This window comes from Psychrobacter sp. GW64-MNA-CIBAN-0177 (genome assembly GCF_040309585.1).
In the GTDB taxonomy this organism is placed as follows: domain Bacteria; phylum Pseudomonadota; class Gammaproteobacteria; order Pseudomonadales; family Moraxellaceae; genus Psychrobacter; species Psychrobacter okhotskensis.
This window is the reverse complement of sequence record NZ_JBEOOY010000008.1, coordinates 91743-107448: the sequence shown is the minus strand read 5'-3', so window position 1 is coordinate 107448 and position 15706 is coordinate 91743. Positions and strand designations below refer to the sequence as shown.

Genomic DNA, 15706 nt, shown 5'->3' with positions numbered 1-15706 from the left:
GGAGAGCGGCATGGCAGTCATACATATTGATGGAACCACTGTCGAAGTAGATAGCAGCGACAACTTACTACAAGCCTGCTTATCACTCGGCATTGATGTGCCGTATTTTTGTTATCATCCAGCCCTTGGCTCAGTAGGATCGTGCCGTCAGTGCGCGGTCAAGCAATTCCAAAATAAAGAAGATATGGAAGCGGGTCGCGGTCGCCTCGTGATGTCATGTATGGTCGCTCCTGGCGATGATATGTACATCTCTGTGACTGACGATGAAGCCAAAGCATTCCGCAAGTCGATGGTTGAGTTACTCATGACCAACCATCCACATGACTGTCCAACTTGTGAAGAGGGTGGACATTGTCATTTGCAGGACATGACCTATATGTCAGGTCATAGCCGTCGTCGCTATCGCTTTACCAAACGCACCCATCATAACCAAGAGCTTGGGCCATTTATCGCCCATGAGATGAACCGTTGCATCGCTTGCTATCGTTGTGTCCGTTTTTATAAAGACTACGCAGGCGGCGAAGATTTGGGTGTTTATGGCTCAAACAATCGCGTCTACTTTGGCCGTGATAAAGATGGTCAGTTTGAAAGCGAGTTCTCAGGCAACTTAACCGAAGTATGCCCAACGGGTGTATTTACCGATAAAACGCATTCTGAACGCTATAACCGCAAATGGGATATGCAGTACGCACCAAGCATCTGTCATGGTTGCTCAGCAGGTTGTAATATCTCACCGGGTGAGAGATATGGTGAATTGCGCCGCATCGAAAACCGCTATAACGGCGAAGTAAACCGTTACTTCTTATGTGACCGTGGTCGCTTTGGTTACGGTTATGTCAACCGCGCTGATCGTCCAACCCAAGCGCTTGAGCGCATCAATGATAAACATGTCAAAATCAATATCGACTATGCTCTTGATGAAACCATCAAACGTATCAAAGATAAAAAAGTCATTGGTATTGGCTCGCCGCGCGCCAGCCTTGAGACTAACTTTGCCCTAAAAAACCTCGTTGGCTTTGATAACTTCTCAACAGGTCTGAATCATCAGCAACAAGCACTGGTCAATAAATGCATCGAAGTGCTTAGCACGGAAGGCATTTATAACCCTAGCATGACCGATATCGAAACGCATGATGCAGTGCTCGTATTAGGTGAGGACATCACGCAAACCTCATCACGAGTGGCGCTATCAGTACGCCAAGCCGCAAAGAACGAAGGCCTAAAAATGGCGGCGGCGCTGCAAACGCAGCCTTGGCTTGCTGAACCAGTTAAGCGTATCGCGCAAGATGCATTAAGCCCAGTTTATGTCATTGATGTGACCCAAACCAAGCTAGAAGACATCAGTAAAGTGAGCGTAGTCGCGACACCTGAAGACATCACTAAACTTGGTTTTAAAGTCGCTGATGAAATTGCTAACTTCGCTGATGATTTAGCAGAAGTAGCGGACCCACAAGCGGCTGAACAAGACGCTAATGTGGATGCGATGCAAGCATTGGCTCAGCAGATCGCTTATGATTTGGTTCAAGCGGATAAGCCATTAATCATCTCTGGTACTAGCCTGTCGTCTACCGCATTAATAGAAGCGGCGGCACAGATTACTCAAGCATTAACACAAAAACGTGCTGCGATTAAAGCAACGGAACAGCAGCAAGTTGAGGCACATAATGAGCAGGTTCGCGCCGCTGAAGCACAAACAGCAACTGCTCAGCAAAGCGAAGACAAAGACTTGTCTGCTAAACCCAACAAACCGGAAACGGGCGTTGATACAGAAGCACAAGACGATGTCGAGCGTGAGCCTGCAACCAAGCTTGAGCTAAAAGAAGTGAATGATAGCTATCATGCGCAAGCCGGTATCTATCTAACGGTTCCTGATGCCAACAGCATGGGTGTCTGCATGCTCGGCGGTCAGTCAGTCGAAGAATTGTTAGCGACTGATTTTGATGTCGTCATCGTCGCTGAAAACCAGCTAACTGATGCCATCGATGCCAATAAATTAACGCAGCTATTATCTGATAAGACCGTCATTGCACTGGATCATCAGCTACTTGATTGGCACAAAGATGTCGATATCGTATTGCCAGCGGCTAGTTTTGCAGAAGCGGACGGCACATTGATATCTGCTGAGGGTCGTGCCCAGCGCTTCTTCCAAGTTTATGATAACGAATATTATCATCCGATGAGTAGCATCAAAGAAGGCTGGCGCTGGCTGCACGCGGTACATAGCAGTATTGAAGGTCGCGACGTCGATTGGACACAGCTTGATGATGTTATTAATGCACTAATCGCTACGCATCCTAAGCTTGCTGGTATCAAGAATGCTGCGCCTGATGCTGATTACCGTATGACGGGTCTAAAGATTGCCCGTCAGCCGCGTCGCTATTCAGGCCGTACCGCCATGCGGGCCCCAATCTCAGTCCATGAGCCAATGCAGCCAAAAGATTTGGATACTGGTTTAACCTTTTCAATGGAAGGCTATAGTGGCAAACAAACACCAAGCTCGATGATTCCTTTTGCCAATGCGGCAGGTTGGAACTCACCGCAAGCGTGGAATAAGTATCAAGACAAAGTGGGCGGCAGTCTAAAAAATGGTGATCCCGGTGTACGCTTATTTGATCAATTAGAGCGTTTAGCCATGCGTCAATATGTTGCACCAGAAGCGATGTCTGCAACCACGACCGACATGCAGCAGGGACAGGCTAAGCTTGTGCCTATTTATAATATTTATGCCAGCTCAATGATGGCATCACGTAGCCCAATCGTAGCTGAGCAACTGCCTATCGCGACATGGCGTATTGGTATGGACGATGCCAAAGACTGGAATATTGCAGCTGGTGATTACTTAGCCATTGAGATTGATAAGCAGCAAATCACCTTGCCAGTACAGATTGTCGGTTATCTAGCAGAAGGTTGTATTGGTTATCCGGTTGGGCAGGTGAGTATTATTCATCCATCCATGCCAGCATCAGTACGTAAGGTTGATGCGCCAGTAACGATGATGGGCAGTATGGCTAATGACAGCTCTTTAACTGCGAATACTAACGATACAGCGCCAGTAGATAACGCGCCGACCACTACACAGGAGGTGTAATATGCAAGTTACCCGTATTATCCCTGATGTGCCAAGCTTCTTAGCGAGTAGCATGAGCTTTGATACTTGGTCGATACTTTTTTTGGTCGTACAATCTTTGGTTATCTTTTTAGTGGTAGTCATTGTTGCAGCGTTGATGATTGTCTATGAGCGTCGTATGTTGGCGCTTTGGCAAGACCGTTATGGTCCAAACCGTGTGGGACCTTTTGGCTCTTTGCAACTGGTCGCGGATATGCTCAAAATCTTCTTTAAAGAAGATTGGACGCCCAATTTTACCGACAAATTTATATTTACTCTAGCACCTGCAGTGGCCATGTTTACTGCATTGGCATCGTTCGCAGTTATTCCTATCTCACCAACACTGGGTGTGGCTGATTGGGATATCGGTATCCTGTTTTTCTTTGCGATGGCAGGTATCGCTGTTTATGCCGTTATGTTTGGTGGCTGGGCATCGGCTAATAAATTTTCGTTACTCGGTGGCTTACGGTCTGCGGCACAAACCATCAGTTATGAAGTATTCTTGGGTTTATCGTTGATGGGTGTCGTCGCCTTGACCGGCTCATTTAACTTACGCGAGATTGTCGAGTCACAAATTGATGGCTGGTATATCATTCCACAGTTTTTCGGATTTTTGACCTTTGTCGTGGCTGGTGTGGCTGTTACGCACAGACATCCATTTGATCAGCCAGAAGCAGAGCAAGAGCTGGCCGAAGGGTATCATGTTGAATATTCAGGCATGAAGTTTGGGATGTTCTTTATCGGCGAATATGTCAACGTCGTTTTGATTTCTGCATTAATGACATGTTTATTCTTCGGTGGTTGGCTTGCGCCTTTTAACCTAGATATTCCATTCATTCCACCCGCTTTTTGGTTCATGATTAAGACGCTATTCTTTATGACCATGTTTATTCTGGCTCGAGGCTCACTCATGCGTCCGCGCTATGATCAGGTGATGAACTTTGGCTGGAAAGTCTGCCTGCCCGTCACGCTAATTAATTTATTGGCTACTGCGGCAGTCATATTGCTGATGATGGATTAAAGGCATTGACGTAATATCATTGCGGTAGTTTGGAATGAAGAACACGTATCTTATTTTATAAGTTTGTTTGTGGTAGATACATCCGTGATTTTTCGGATAGAAATGAGGTGATTGCTCGTATTGTTGAGCAACTTTATCCATATTTGGGATAAACCTAATCATTTAGCATTGCAAATATGCAAAGGAAAGTTCCATGTTAGCAACTTTTTTTACGGCCATAAAAAAGATCGTCATTGGTATGTTTACCATTGTACGCAGTATGTGGATGGTTAACAGTCATGCCCTTAGGCCACGTGACACCATCCTTTATCCTGAAGAGCCGGTACTGGTACCGCCGCGCTTTCGTGGACGTATTATATTGTCTCGCGACCCTGATGGTGATGAGCGCTGTGTTGCTTGTAACTTATGTGCCGTGGCCTGTCCAGTCGGCTGTATCTCCTTACAAAAAGCGGAGCGTGAAGATGGTCGTTGGTATCCGGAGTTTTTCCGTATCAACTTCTCGCGCTGTATTTTTTGTGGCCTATGCGAAGAAGCCTGTCCGACGACCGCGATTCAAATGACCCCCGACTTTGAGCTCGGTGAATATAAGCGCCAAGATTTGGTCTATGAAAAAGAGCATTTGCTGATTTCAGGACCGGGTAAATATCCCGATTATAACTATTATCGTGTGACGGGTATGGCGGTAGCGGACAAACCAAAAGGCGCTGCTCAAAATGAAGCAGCACCGATTGATCTAAGGAGCTTGCTGCCATGATGAATATCTTGAACAATCCTGAACTGGCAGGTTTTTATGCGCTTGCCGCGGTGGCTATCTTTGCCAGTCTACGGGTAGTTACCCATGCCAATCCTGTACACGCTATTTTGTCGATGATTGTGTCTTTATTGGCGGTCGCTGGCATATTTTTTGTGCTGGGTGCGCCATTTGCTGGGGCGTTAGAAATTGTTGTTTACGCTGGCGCAATTCTAGTGCTCTTCGTCTTTGTTATTATGATGCTCAACTTGGGTATGAGTAATGATGAGCGTGAAGAGCGCTGGCTCGATGCAGGCACTTGGGCAATACCGACAGGGTTGACGATCGTTATCGCCGTTGTGCTCTATGCGCTGATTGGTCTTAATCACGACGAAGCAGCCGTTATTGGTGGTATGAGTGTTCCTGCTAAAGCAGTGGGTACTGCCTTATTTAGTAAGTATATTATGTTGGTAGAAGTCGCTGCTTTGTTATTATTAGCGGCGCTAGTGGCTGCGTATCATGTGGGCAAAGAGTCGAGTGATGATGAAATTGTCGGCAATGACAGTCAGGACTTTAAGCCCAGTGTGGGCAGTATCACCCAATACGATAACGATAGCACTCATACTGAACATGATGCGGTAAAAATGGCTAAACCCTACGAATATAAAGATGTCGATCCACATGACTACGTTGGTAAGAAGGTAAGTATGCAGGTGGGTATGAAGAAAGTCACGCGCAAGGAGTCTGACTGATGGTACTAGCAGCAAGCGTGGCACAAGACGTGTCGAACGTGCCGTTTGCCCATGAGGTGGCAGGCTTAGTACAGCCCGCTGCCGCGGCGCAGAATGTACTGGGTATGATACCCATGAGCCACGGACTAATTTTGGCGGGAATTTTATTCGCCATTGGTCTGTGCGGTGTCATGGTACGGCGTAACTTTTTATTTATGCTAATGAGCCTTGAGATCATGATGAACGCGGCAGCCTTAGCGTTTGTGGTCGCAGGCAGTCGCTGGGTCGATCCGGATGGACAAATTATGTTTATCTTTATTTTGACGTTGGCAGCCGCTGAAGCCTCTATTGGTCTGGCAATATTATTACGTTTTTATCATCAGCGTGGGCATCTCGATGTCGATAGCGCCAATGAGATGAAAGGATGATGTCATGAGTTTATTACCATTAACCTTTATATTCCCGCTCGTTGGCTTTTTGATTTTAGCCTTTATGCGTGACAAATTATCAGAGCAAGTAGCCGCGATTGTCGGTGTCGGTAGTATGCTGCTATCAGCGCTATGCACACTGGTGGTCAGCTATACTTTTTTAACGACGCATCCTGCGGGCACGGTCATTGAGGTTCCGCTATGGACTTGGTTCCAAGTGGGAGACTTTGCACCAAGCTTTGGCTTGAGCTTTGACGGTTTAGCATTAACGATGACAGGTGTTATTACTGGCATTGGCTTTTTAATCCATCTATTTGCCGCATGGTACATGAAAGGCGATACAGGCTTTGCGCGTTTCTTTAGCTATATGAATTTGTTTGTCGCCAGCATGCTATTGCTAGTCTTGGCAGATAACCTGTTCTTGCTATATCTCGGTTGGGAAGGCGTCGGTATCTGTTCATACTTACTCATTGGTTTTTATTATCATGACAGAGCCAATGGTCGGGCGGCGATGAAAGCCTTTACCGTCACCCGTGTGGGTGATGTGTTCTTAGCCTTTGGTTTGTTTTTATTATTCCGCGAATTTGGCACGCTTAATATTCAAGAGATTATTACGCGCGCTCCGGAAGTGTTTGATATTAACAATCCAACGATGATTCTAACGACCATGATGCTCGTTGGTGGCGCGATGGGTAAATCAGCGCAGCTACCATTACATACGTGGCTTGCCGATGCGATGGCAGGTCCGACGCCAGTTTCGGCATTGATTCACGCGGCAACGATGGTCACGGCAGGGGTTTATTTAATCGCCCGTCTGCATCCACTGTTCCTGCTGACGCCTGGTATTTTATTATATTGGGTCGGCGGCGTTGGAGCACTGACGTTGGTCGTTGCTGGCTTTTGTGCACTGGCGCAAACTGACATCAAACGTATCCTTGCTTATTCGACTATGAGCCAAATTGGCTATATGTTCTTAGCACTTGGTGTGGGCGCATGGCAAGGAGCGATTTTCCATTTGATGAGCCATGCTTTCTTTAAAGCGTTGCTATTTTTATCATCAGGCGCGGTCATTTTGGCGGTACACCACGAGCAAGATATCTTTAAGATGGGTGGCTTACGCAAAAAGATTCCATTAGTGTTTTGGTGTTATATCATCGGTGGCGGTGCGCTGGCTGCGATACCTTGGGTCACCGTTGGCTTTTATTCTAAAGAAGCCATTCTGTGGGAAACCTATGCCACTGGTCATCAAGTTTTATTCTATATGGGTGTATTCGGTGCTTTCTTAACCGCGCTTTATACTTTCCGTATGATTTGGATTGTGTTTTTTGGCGAAGAAAAAACCCATGCGCACACGTTGTCAGGGGTGTCATATTGGTTGCCACTGACTGTATTGCTGGTGTTATCAACTGCGGTTGGCGCATTGATTACTCCGCCATTGCAAGGGGTGCTGCCAGAGAGCGTTGGACACTTATTAGAAGTTGCTGGTCAAGCGCATGCCAAGCACACCGCAGAGTATATCGCGATGGGTGCGATGCTCGCAGGGCTTGTCTTAGCAGCACTATTATATGTGGTGGATAAAGGTCGTACACTCACACGCTTTAAGCGCTCACGTATCGGCGGTGCGTTATATCATTGGTGCTACCACGGTCTGGGCTTTGATGCGCTATACGATATAATTTTTGTAAAACCCTTTTTGTTCATCGGCCGCTTATTTAAAGCCGATCCTGTCGATAAATCGTGGCTCCTATTACCTAAGCTGGCATCGGCTGGTAATAGGGTATTGTCTGCGACGCAAACAGGGTCACTTCGAGGTTACGCTACAAGCTTTGGCTTGGGCATGGCTGTATTGCTGGTGCTGGTAATGATGACGGTGGTATAAAATGATTGAGTTACAACAAACGTGGATGCTACCAGCATTGATTGCGATTCCGTTTATTGCTGGATTGCTGTGTTGGCTGGTAGAGCGCTTTAATAAACGTCTGCCGCGCTGGATTGCTTTAATTGGTATGACGTTGACTTTTGCTTTGTCACTGGTACTGTGGCAATACGGTGATTTTGGTGGTATGAGCAAGCAGGTGATTGCACCAGATGCTGCTGTGCCTTGGGTCGCTGAATTTATGGTGCCTTGGATACCGACTTTTGGTATTAGTTTTCATTTAGCGATGGATGGTTTGTCGCTTATGATGGTGGCTCTTACAGGGCTACTGGGTATCGCAGCAGTGGCCTGTTCGTGGAATGAGATTCAGCGCCGCGTTGGTTTCTTTCATCTAAACTTGCTGTGGAGTTTGGGCGGCGTTATCGGTGTTTTCTTAGCAATTGACTTGTTTTTATTCTTCTTCTTTTGGGAGATGATGCTGGTTCCTATCTACTTCTTGATTGCTATTTGGGGTCATGATGTGGTCGGTGGCAAGACCAAAGAATACGCGGCAACCAAGTTCTTTATCTATACCCAAGCGTCTGGCCTCATCATGTTGGTCGGTATCTTGGTACTGGTAATCATTAGCTACGCACAAAAAGGCGTGGTCAGCTTTAATTATAATGACTTGCTCGGTACCTCGCTTGGCGGTTGGGAATATCCCATCATGCTATGCTTCTTTATTGGCTTTGCGGTCAAGCTACCGATTGTTCCCTTTCACGGCTGGCTACCTGACGCCCATGCGCAGGCACCAACCGCCGGTTCAGTGGATTTGGCAGGGGTACTGATCAAGACCGCCGCTTATGGTTTGATTCGTTTTGTCTTACCACTGTTCCCAGCCGCATCACAAGATTTTGCGCCAATAGCCATGACCTTGGGTACGATTGGTATCTTTTATGGCGCATGGCTAGCCTTTATGCAGACCGATATGAAGCGCCTGCTGGCTTATACCAGTATCTCGCACATGGGTTTTGTGGTATTGGCAATCTATGCAGGTACGTTGCTCAGCTTGCAAGGTTTGATGATTCAAATGCTGGCCCATGGCTTAAGCTCAGCGGCTCTATTTATTATGGCAGGGCAGTTGTACGAGCGTCTGCATACCCGCGATTTAACCTTAATGGGCGGTATGTGGGGACAATTCCGCTACTATGCACCGATACTGATGTTCTTCTGTGCCGCTTTGTTAGGTATTCCAGGTACTGGTAACTTCATCGGCGAGTTCATGATCTTATTAGGCGCATTTGCTCAGTATCCTGTGTTTGTGATATTGGCCACCTTTAGCTTGGTATTGGCAGGGTTGTACTCCCTTATCTTGATTCATAGCGCGTTGTTTGGTACCAATAATGTTAAAGAATTGGCCATGCGCGAGACCAAATCACACGGTTTACCGAGCCGCAAATTAAAAGATTTGGGCAAACGTGAGCTGTCATTATTACTGATGCTCGCCGCAGGCTTGGTCTGGCTCGGACTGTATCCACAGCCGTTCCTTGATACCTCAAGCCACGCGATGCAGTGGATTAATAATGCCTATATATATAGTCAAGTGACACAAGTAGACGCATCGCAGCTGCTTGATGCAATGGAGGCACGTTAAGTCATGAATGAATTTACGATGAATGATTTGATGGGACTGATGCCTTATGCACCGATCATTGCCGTCGTCATTACGGTATTGCTGGTAATGATCGCCATCACTATTAAACGCTCACATATGATAACCGGCACTATTACAGTCGTTGGTCTCAACATTGGTTTGTTTACGTTAATTGGGCAAATGGCAGGCATCATTACTAGTGGGTCGCAGTTACCAGTCGCCGAACAGCTTTTTGTGATTGATAACTTTGCGCAGTTCAATATGGTAGTGATACTGATCTGTGCGCTGGCTTGCTGTACGTTGTCTTATGCTTATTTGGCTGATTTCAAAGACAATAAAGATGAGCTGTACTTGCTCATGCTGCTATCGACCACTGGCGCGCTGCTCATGGTCTGTGCTCAGCATATGGCATCGTTCTTTATGAGCTTAGAGCTGCTCTCAGTGCCACTCTATGGTCTGTTGTCTTATACTTACATGCGCAATCGCTCGCTTGAATCAGGGCTTAAGTATCTGGTGCTGTCAGCGACGGCATCGGCAACCTTGCTCATGGGCATGGCCTTTATCTATGCGCAAGTCGGCACGTTGGCCTTTAAACCGATTAGTATTATGTTGGGTGACGTGTTTGAGTCGCCACTATTAATACTCGGCGCGGCAATGATGATGTTCGGTATTGCGTTTAAACTGTCGGCTGCACCCTTTCATATGTGGACGCCCGATGTTTACGAAGGCGCACCGGCACCGATTGCCACGTTTTTAGCATCGGTATCAAAGGTCGCTATGATGGCGCTTGCAGTACGGTTCTTAATCGATACGTCTTTATTGGCATTACCGTCGGTACAGATGTTACTGATGGTTATGGCGACCTTATCGATTTTGGCGGGTAACTTGTTGGCAGTCCGTCAGACTAGCCTAAAACGCTTATTGGGTTATTCATCCATTGCGCATATGGGTTACGTGCTTATTGTCATCGTCAGCATTGGTACGGCAGCAGATAGTATTTCTAGCATGTATATGGCCGTTTATGCGTTTACCTCTATCGGTGCTTTTGGTGTGGTGACCTTGATGTCGAGCCCGTATCGATTGGCTGGTGAAGCGGATGAGCTGACCCATTATCAAGGGCTGTTTTGGCGTCGTCCGGTGCTGACCGCTGTTATGACAATTATGATGTTGTCATTGGCTGGTATTCCACTGACGGCAGGCTTTATCACTAAGTTGTTTGCGATATTGGCTGCGGTACAAGGCACACATTGGTTCTTGGCGGCTATGATTATCTTGGGTAGTGCCATTGGCTTGTTCTATTACTTGCGCGTGATGCTTACCTTATTTAAACGTCCTAAGCAATTTATCGAGTTTGACGTCGCTGGACAATGGGGTATTCGTACCGGTGGTATCATGGTGATTGCCGCGACTGCGCTGATTGTCTTCTTCGGTATCTTGCCAAACACCTTAATTGAGTGGGCAAGTCTGGCTCGTATTTGGTAATACTATTATAAATGTAAGGTAAGTCGCTGCATTCTTATGGAGCTGCTTATCTGCTGTTACGGTTAGAAAAACAAGATGCGCCCGCTTTATGATAAGCTTGGCGCATCTTTTTTTGTACTTTTTAAATTCTTATAAGTATAAATCTTAATAAAATATGAGTGACGAATGATTATGAGTGACAATATCCAAAGCGTGACGGTACTGAGTAAAACCACTTGGACCCCGAATTTGTTTAGCTTTACCGTCAGCCGTCCAGATAGTTTTAAATTTACGGCGGGGCAATTTGTACGTTTGGGTGTCAACCCGAGTCAATTAAAATATTATCAGCAGCAAGGCGAGTCTGCCAAAGATGCACCTAATGCTGCATTGAATGAAGATATCTTTCGTGCCTATTCTATCGTCTCATCTCCTTTTGATGAGGTATTAGAGTTTTTCTCTATCGTGATTCCTGATGGCGCGTTCACCTCGCAGCTGCAGCACTTACAAGTGGGCGATGAGCTATTGCTCAATACCATGCCGTTTGGTTTTTTAACCTTAGCACGTTATCAAAAGCCGTTGCCAAAAGACTTATGGCTGCTGGCGACAGGTACGGGCTTGGCACCGTTCTTGTCGATGCTACAAGACTTGCAAACGTGGCAGGATTACGATCATATTGTCTTGGCGTATAGTGCGCGCTCGATAGAGGAGCTGGCCTATGTCGAGCAGATTGAACGCTTGCAAGAAGACTTTGGCTCGCTGGTCGATAATCCAGCCAAATTAATCTTCATTCCTATTGTTACTCGTGAGCCAGTTGAGGGCGCACTGACAGAGCGGCTACCAAAACTGTTATTAGATGGTACGTTACAAGAACGCGCGGGCATAGCGTTAGACACTGAAAGCACGCATGTTATGTTATGTGGCAATCCAGATATGGTAGAAGACACTAAAGAGACGCTAAAGTCGTTAGGTTTGGTGATGAATCGTCGCGGTGAGGGCAATATTGCGGTAGAAAACTACTGGTAACGCTCGCTATAGTTAGTAAAAAGTAATATCGATACATGACGCACTGCTGATATCAATTTTCCTTGCTTGCTGTGCCTGCGCAGACAGAAGCTACAAAAAATTGGTATCAATAAAAAAACGCTGACTCTTAAAAGACCATAGTCTCCAAGAATCAGCGTTTTTTTATGAGCTAAGAGTAATAATGTCTAAACTTGACTCGGCTCAGTGGCATCAGCAATTGGATTGATTGGGCCTTGCATCAGCTCAGGCTCATCATCGTCACCAATGATGTCTTCGTTGCTGCTCGCTGCCAATAGATCTCGATAATTGATTTGCGTTTTCAAAATCATTTGCTCTTCTTCAATTTCGCCATAATTTACTTGCACCTTATGCAAAGTGCTCATGATTTTTTTGTTCTTCTTCAGCCAGCGATTGATATCAAGATAGATGACTTCGTCTTTTGCGCGAGCGATATTGATATAGGACAAAATAAAACCCAACGGGTCTTTTTTCAAGATGCGGTGATAGAACCAGATAAAGAGCTTAATGCCTTGGCGCTTGATAAACGACTCGCAGCGTAGGTTGAGCACATCGGTATAAGTCTGCTGCCCAAATACAAAGCGCTGTACATTGCGATCAAGCTGCACATGAACCAAGCTAAAATTACTGGCAACTTCCGCATAAATACCGGCTGCATTTATCGTGCAGTATAAGCGGAACCAATCGTCATGCATCTCAACACGCAGCTCTAAGATGGCTTTGACATTGTCGGTCACGAACTTTTGCAGGGCATCATTGACATAGATTTGTGCCACTGGCAGCGATAGCTCGTCCTCAAACTTGTCAGTCGTTCTGTTATAAATATTCTTAATAGTCTGGGTCAGGCGCTCCCAACCATCGCTGAATGACTCGTCAAAACGATAGCCGATACTATCGAAGAAGTCATCGAAGCTGTCTGAATTATTCATGTTATCAAAATCACTCAAACTTATTATCCTTATCATTATCGGGCAGCAACATCAGAGGCGACGCAAAGTAGCGTTTATGAAAAATAGCGTCTATAAAATAGAAAACGTCTTGTAAAAGTCAGACATGCTACATGAGTTCAAAGTAGTTTTGGCTCAAAAAATGGTCACTATAAAACGGGTTTAAATGACATATATTGATACTAGGGCGTGTCCTCAATTCAAGCGATGAACCTCTAAATGAGCTAAAAATGGCTAAATTTTGTCAAACGTCGTCAAAGAGCTGGGCAATATCCCAATATTATCTGCGCTGTTTTCCTTGATTGACTGCAATTTATTTCATTCTTATCTCCATTTTTCAAAAGAGAACACGCCCTAAGCTTAGAGCAGCGCTATGTCATATACAATAGAAATTCACGATTGTTAGGGTAATACCTACTATTTATTATTGTCATCATTAGAAACAGTATATAACAAATCAGCAGCATGCAAAATGAACACATGCGTTTTGTCGCTATTCATTTAAACCTATTGCAGGTTAATAAACTAATAATGTACCCCTGTTAACGGATATTCGTCATAAAACTGTCTCACCCTCGCTAGGTTATGACTTTGCCAAAAAAGGCCAAGATGATGCAATGTGTGCTAGCAACAGTTATGCTAGCGACATAATTATGTGTCATGTTATGATAGCGCCAACATATGCTCATGTGCTTTAAATAGTGCGCGCCAACATTATAAGCATATTGTCTGCACCCTTATATTTATAAATAACTATAAGCTCATACCTAAAAGCTGAGACCAATTGTGGCCTATATCAAAGACTCGCAAAGCTACCACTTTTCAGCGCAAACCCCTAAGCGTGATATTAGCTTGCCTGTTGCTATTGTCATCGCCGTTGCCGTCCATGCGGTGATTATTTTTGGTATCAGTTTTTCGATGGGCAAAGACCCTGCCGCGATGATGCAAGACGTGGCCAAGGCACTCACCGATAATATGCAGCCGAATGAAGATGCGCATTTTATTGCCAATGCCTCCCAAGAGGGCGGTGGCACAGTGCGTGAACCGTTGCGGCAAGAGAGCGATCAGAGCAGTCCGCTCTCTGCTGAGCAAATGAGCGAAACGCAAGATGTGATCAGTTTGCAGCGCCAAGTGCGCCAGCAGCGCTATCAAGAGAGCTATCTGCGTACCACGCTGAGCTGGCGGCAGGCTACGGTAGAGTCTGATAATGACAGTAAGCAAGCAAAAGATGATCTCATGGCGCAAGAAGAGCGGCTGCGTAAAGAGATTGCCACGTTAGAGGCGCAACTGTCTCAGCGTCAGCAGCTCTACGCGACCAAGTCGAAAGTGGTGACCGTTGACAGTAATTCAACGACGCGTGGTGCAGCTGCCGATTATATCAATACTTTTCGTGAGCACGTCGAGCGCGTTGGCAACTTACAGTATCCTGCCCAAGCGCGTGCGCAAGGTATTACGGGCGAGGTGCGCCTCATGGTTATTATCAATCATGATGGCAATATTAAAGCCATTCGTCTGCTTGAAAGCTCAAACTCCACGATACTCGATGAAGCTGCCAAGCAATCAGTACGGCAAGCAGCGCCCTTTGGCAAATTCACTGAAGACATGCATGATATCGTCGAGTTGCGTTTGATACGTACCTATCGTTATAGTGACAAAGTAGACGTGACTTATTAAACTGTTAAAAGCCCATTCTATTTTTCAAAATGACGTCTATAACGGTATAAATTTAACGACAATTTTTTAATGATAGTCTTTAATGACCGTTTTTTAATAATCGTGTCTTTTATAGCAACTACCCACATTCATAAAACACAGTAATAGAGTAAAGAGTCAGTATGGAATTTTTAGGTTTTACCGTAGATGTTGCCAGCTTAACCAGTAACGCTTTAGGCTTAGTTATTAAAGTGGCCTTAGCCATACTCATATTCGTCGTAGGGCGCTGGCTGGCAAAAAAAGCTGTCACCGTCGCGCATCGAATTATGCTACGTAGCCACTTAGATGACACCGTTGCAAGCTTTTTAGGTCGGTTAATTTATGGGGTACTGCTGGTCGTGGTATCTTTGGCTGCGCTAAGTAAAGTTGGCGTACAGACTACCTCGGTTGTCGCTATATTAGGTGGTGCTGCGGTTGCGATTGGTCTGTCCCTCAAAGATCAGCTGTCAAACTTCGCGGCTGGTATCATGATTGTGACTTTTCGTCCCTTCGTACGCGGTGATTTTGTGCAGATCAGCAGTTACACTGGCACCGTCACTGAGATTACGCTAGTCAATACGCATATTACGACGACCAACAATCACGATATTATTATTCCTAATAGCAATATCACTACCTCAGCGGTCATCAACTATACGGCGCTGCCCAATCGCCGTGTCGATATCACAGTAGGTATCGGCTATGATGCCGATATTAAAACGGCAAAAGAGGTCATGCTAAGTTTGGCTAGAAATAATGCAATGGCCTTTACGGACCCTGAGCCCATCGTACGGGTGACCAACCTAGGTGATAACTCGGTTGATCTGACTTTAAATGTCTGGACGACTAACGCCGACTGGTGGTCAATGCAATGTGACTTGCTTGAACAGTTTAAACATGCGCTTGATGATGAGAAAATTGAGATTCCATTCCCGCAGCGCAGTGTCCATGTCAAAGGTCTAGATCAAATGATTAACCAAATGGGTGAGGCACAAAAGCTAACCATGACTAAAGACTAACCAAAGATTGGCCGCATAAAT

12 protein-coding genes are annotated in these 15706 nt (G+C 45.7%); 11 read left to right on the top strand and 1 reads right to left on the bottom strand.

All coding sequences use genetic code 11. From position 1 onward, the window contains the following. Positions 1-10: 10 nt before the first annotated feature. The 9 genes from nuoG (at position 11) to AAEY79_RS07345 (ending at position 12009) form a co-directional block, all read left to right on the top strand. Complete coding sequence (gene nuoG, locus AAEY79_RS07385) at positions 11-3088, top strand: NADH-quinone oxidoreductase subunit NuoG (protein WP_352287924.1); 3078 nt, start codon at positions 11-13, stop codon at positions 3086-3088. 52 nt (positions 3089-3140) lie between these two features. Continuing rightward, entirely contained in the window at positions 3141-4127 is a 987-nt protein-coding gene (nuoH, locus tag AAEY79_RS07380) for an NADH-quinone oxidoreductase subunit NuoH (protein ID WP_037026128.1), read from the top strand. A 193-nt stretch (positions 4128-4320) separates the two neighbouring features. Then, entirely contained in the window at positions 4321-4881 is a 561-nt protein-coding gene (gene nuoI / locus AAEY79_RS07375; protein ID WP_201582253.1) for an NADH-quinone oxidoreductase subunit NuoI, read from the top strand. Then, on the top strand, positions 4878-5609 hold the full coding sequence (gene nuoJ / locus AAEY79_RS07370) for an NADH-quinone oxidoreductase subunit J (RefSeq protein WP_101211531.1): 732 nt from the start codon (positions 4878-4880) through the stop codon (positions 5607-5609). The genes nuoI and nuoJ overlap by 4 nt, the downstream gene beginning before the upstream one ends. Before the next feature lie 98 nt (positions 5610-5707). Next, positions 5708-6016 (top strand): NADH-quinone oxidoreductase subunit NuoK, encoded by a 309-nt coding sequence (nuoK, locus tag AAEY79_RS07365; RefSeq protein ID WP_025653102.1) that lies wholly within the window; start codon positions 5708-5710, stop codon positions 6014-6016. 4 nt (positions 6017-6020) lie between these two features. Continuing rightward, positions 6021-7895: an NADH-quinone oxidoreductase subunit L gene (gene nuoL / locus AAEY79_RS07360; RefSeq protein WP_201566353.1), complete on the top strand. Its 1875-nt coding sequence runs from the start codon at positions 6021-6023 to the stop codon at positions 7893-7895. Position 7896: 1 nt separating this feature from the next. Continuing rightward, positions 7897-9525 carry an NADH-quinone oxidoreductase subunit M gene (nuoM, locus tag AAEY79_RS07355; RefSeq protein ID WP_025653104.1) on the top strand — a complete coding sequence of 543 codons (1629 nt, stop codon included), beginning with the start codon at positions 7897-7899 and terminating at the stop codon, positions 9523-9525. 3 nt (positions 9526-9528) lie between these two features. Continuing rightward, positions 9529-11007, top strand: a complete 1479-nt coding sequence (gene nuoN / locus AAEY79_RS07350) for an NADH-quinone oxidoreductase subunit NuoN (RefSeq protein ID WP_025653105.1) — start codon at positions 9529-9531, stop codon at positions 11005-11007. A 171-nt stretch (positions 11008-11178) separates the two neighbouring features. Next, positions 11179-12009 (top strand): ferredoxin--NADP reductase, encoded by an 831-nt coding sequence (locus AAEY79_RS07345; RefSeq protein WP_025653106.1) that lies wholly within the window; start codon positions 11179-11181, stop codon positions 12007-12009. A 185-nt stretch (positions 12010-12194) separates the two neighbouring features. Here the strand turns inward: AAEY79_RS07345 and AAEY79_RS07340 are convergent, their stop codons facing one another. Then, a complete protein-coding gene (locus AAEY79_RS07340; RefSeq protein ID WP_201566355.1) occupies positions 12195-12992 on the bottom strand; it encodes a hypothetical protein in 798 nt (265 codons plus the stop codon). A 768-nt stretch (positions 12993-13760) separates the two neighbouring features. Between AAEY79_RS07340 and AAEY79_RS07335 the strand changes: the two genes are divergently transcribed. Continuing rightward, positions 13761-14648: an energy transducer TonB gene (locus AAEY79_RS07335; protein ID WP_201566356.1), complete on the top strand. Its 888-nt coding sequence runs from the start codon at positions 13761-13763 to the stop codon at positions 14646-14648. Between the two features lie 161 nt (positions 14649-14809). Beyond that, positions 14810-15685: a mechanosensitive ion channel family protein gene (locus tag AAEY79_RS07330; RefSeq protein ID WP_025653110.1), complete on the top strand. Its 876-nt coding sequence runs from the start codon at positions 14810-14812 to the stop codon at positions 15683-15685. Positions 15686-15706: the final 21 nt, after the last annotated feature.

Bases quoted from the DNA above. Each gene is read 5' to 3' on its own strand.
- nuoG (WP_352287924.1), top strand. From the start codon at position 11: ATGGCAGTCATACATATTGATGGAACCACTGTCGAAGTAGATAGCAGC.
- nuoH (WP_037026128.1), top strand. From the start codon at position 3,141: ATGAGCTTTGATACTTGGTCGATACTTTTTTTGGTCGTACAATCTTTG.
- nuoI (WP_201582253.1), top strand. From the start codon at position 4,321: ATGTTAGCAACTTTTTTTACGGCCATAAAAAAGATCGTCATTGGTATG.
- nuoJ (WP_101211531.1), top strand. From the start codon at position 4,878: ATGATGAATATCTTGAACAATCCTGAACTGGCAGGTTTTTATGCGCTT.
- nuoL (WP_201566353.1), top strand. From the start codon at position 6,021: ATGAGTTTATTACCATTAACCTTTATATTCCCGCTCGTTGGCTTTTTG.
- nuoM (WP_025653104.1), top strand. From the start codon at position 7,897: ATGATTGAGTTACAACAAACGTGGATGCTACCAGCATTGATTGCGATT.
- nuoN (WP_025653105.1), top strand. From the start codon at position 9,529: ATGAATGAATTTACGATGAATGATTTGATGGGACTGATGCCTTATGCA.
- AAEY79_RS07345 (WP_025653106.1), top strand. From the start codon at position 11,179: ATGAGTGACAATATCCAAAGCGTGACGGTACTGAGTAAAACCACTTGG.
- AAEY79_RS07340 (WP_201566355.1), bottom strand. From the start codon at position 12,992: ATGATAAGGATAATAAGTTTGAGTGATTTTGATAACATGAATAATTCA.
- AAEY79_RS07330 (WP_025653110.1), top strand. From the start codon at position 14,810: ATGGAATTTTTAGGTTTTACCGTAGATGTTGCCAGCTTAACCAGTAAC.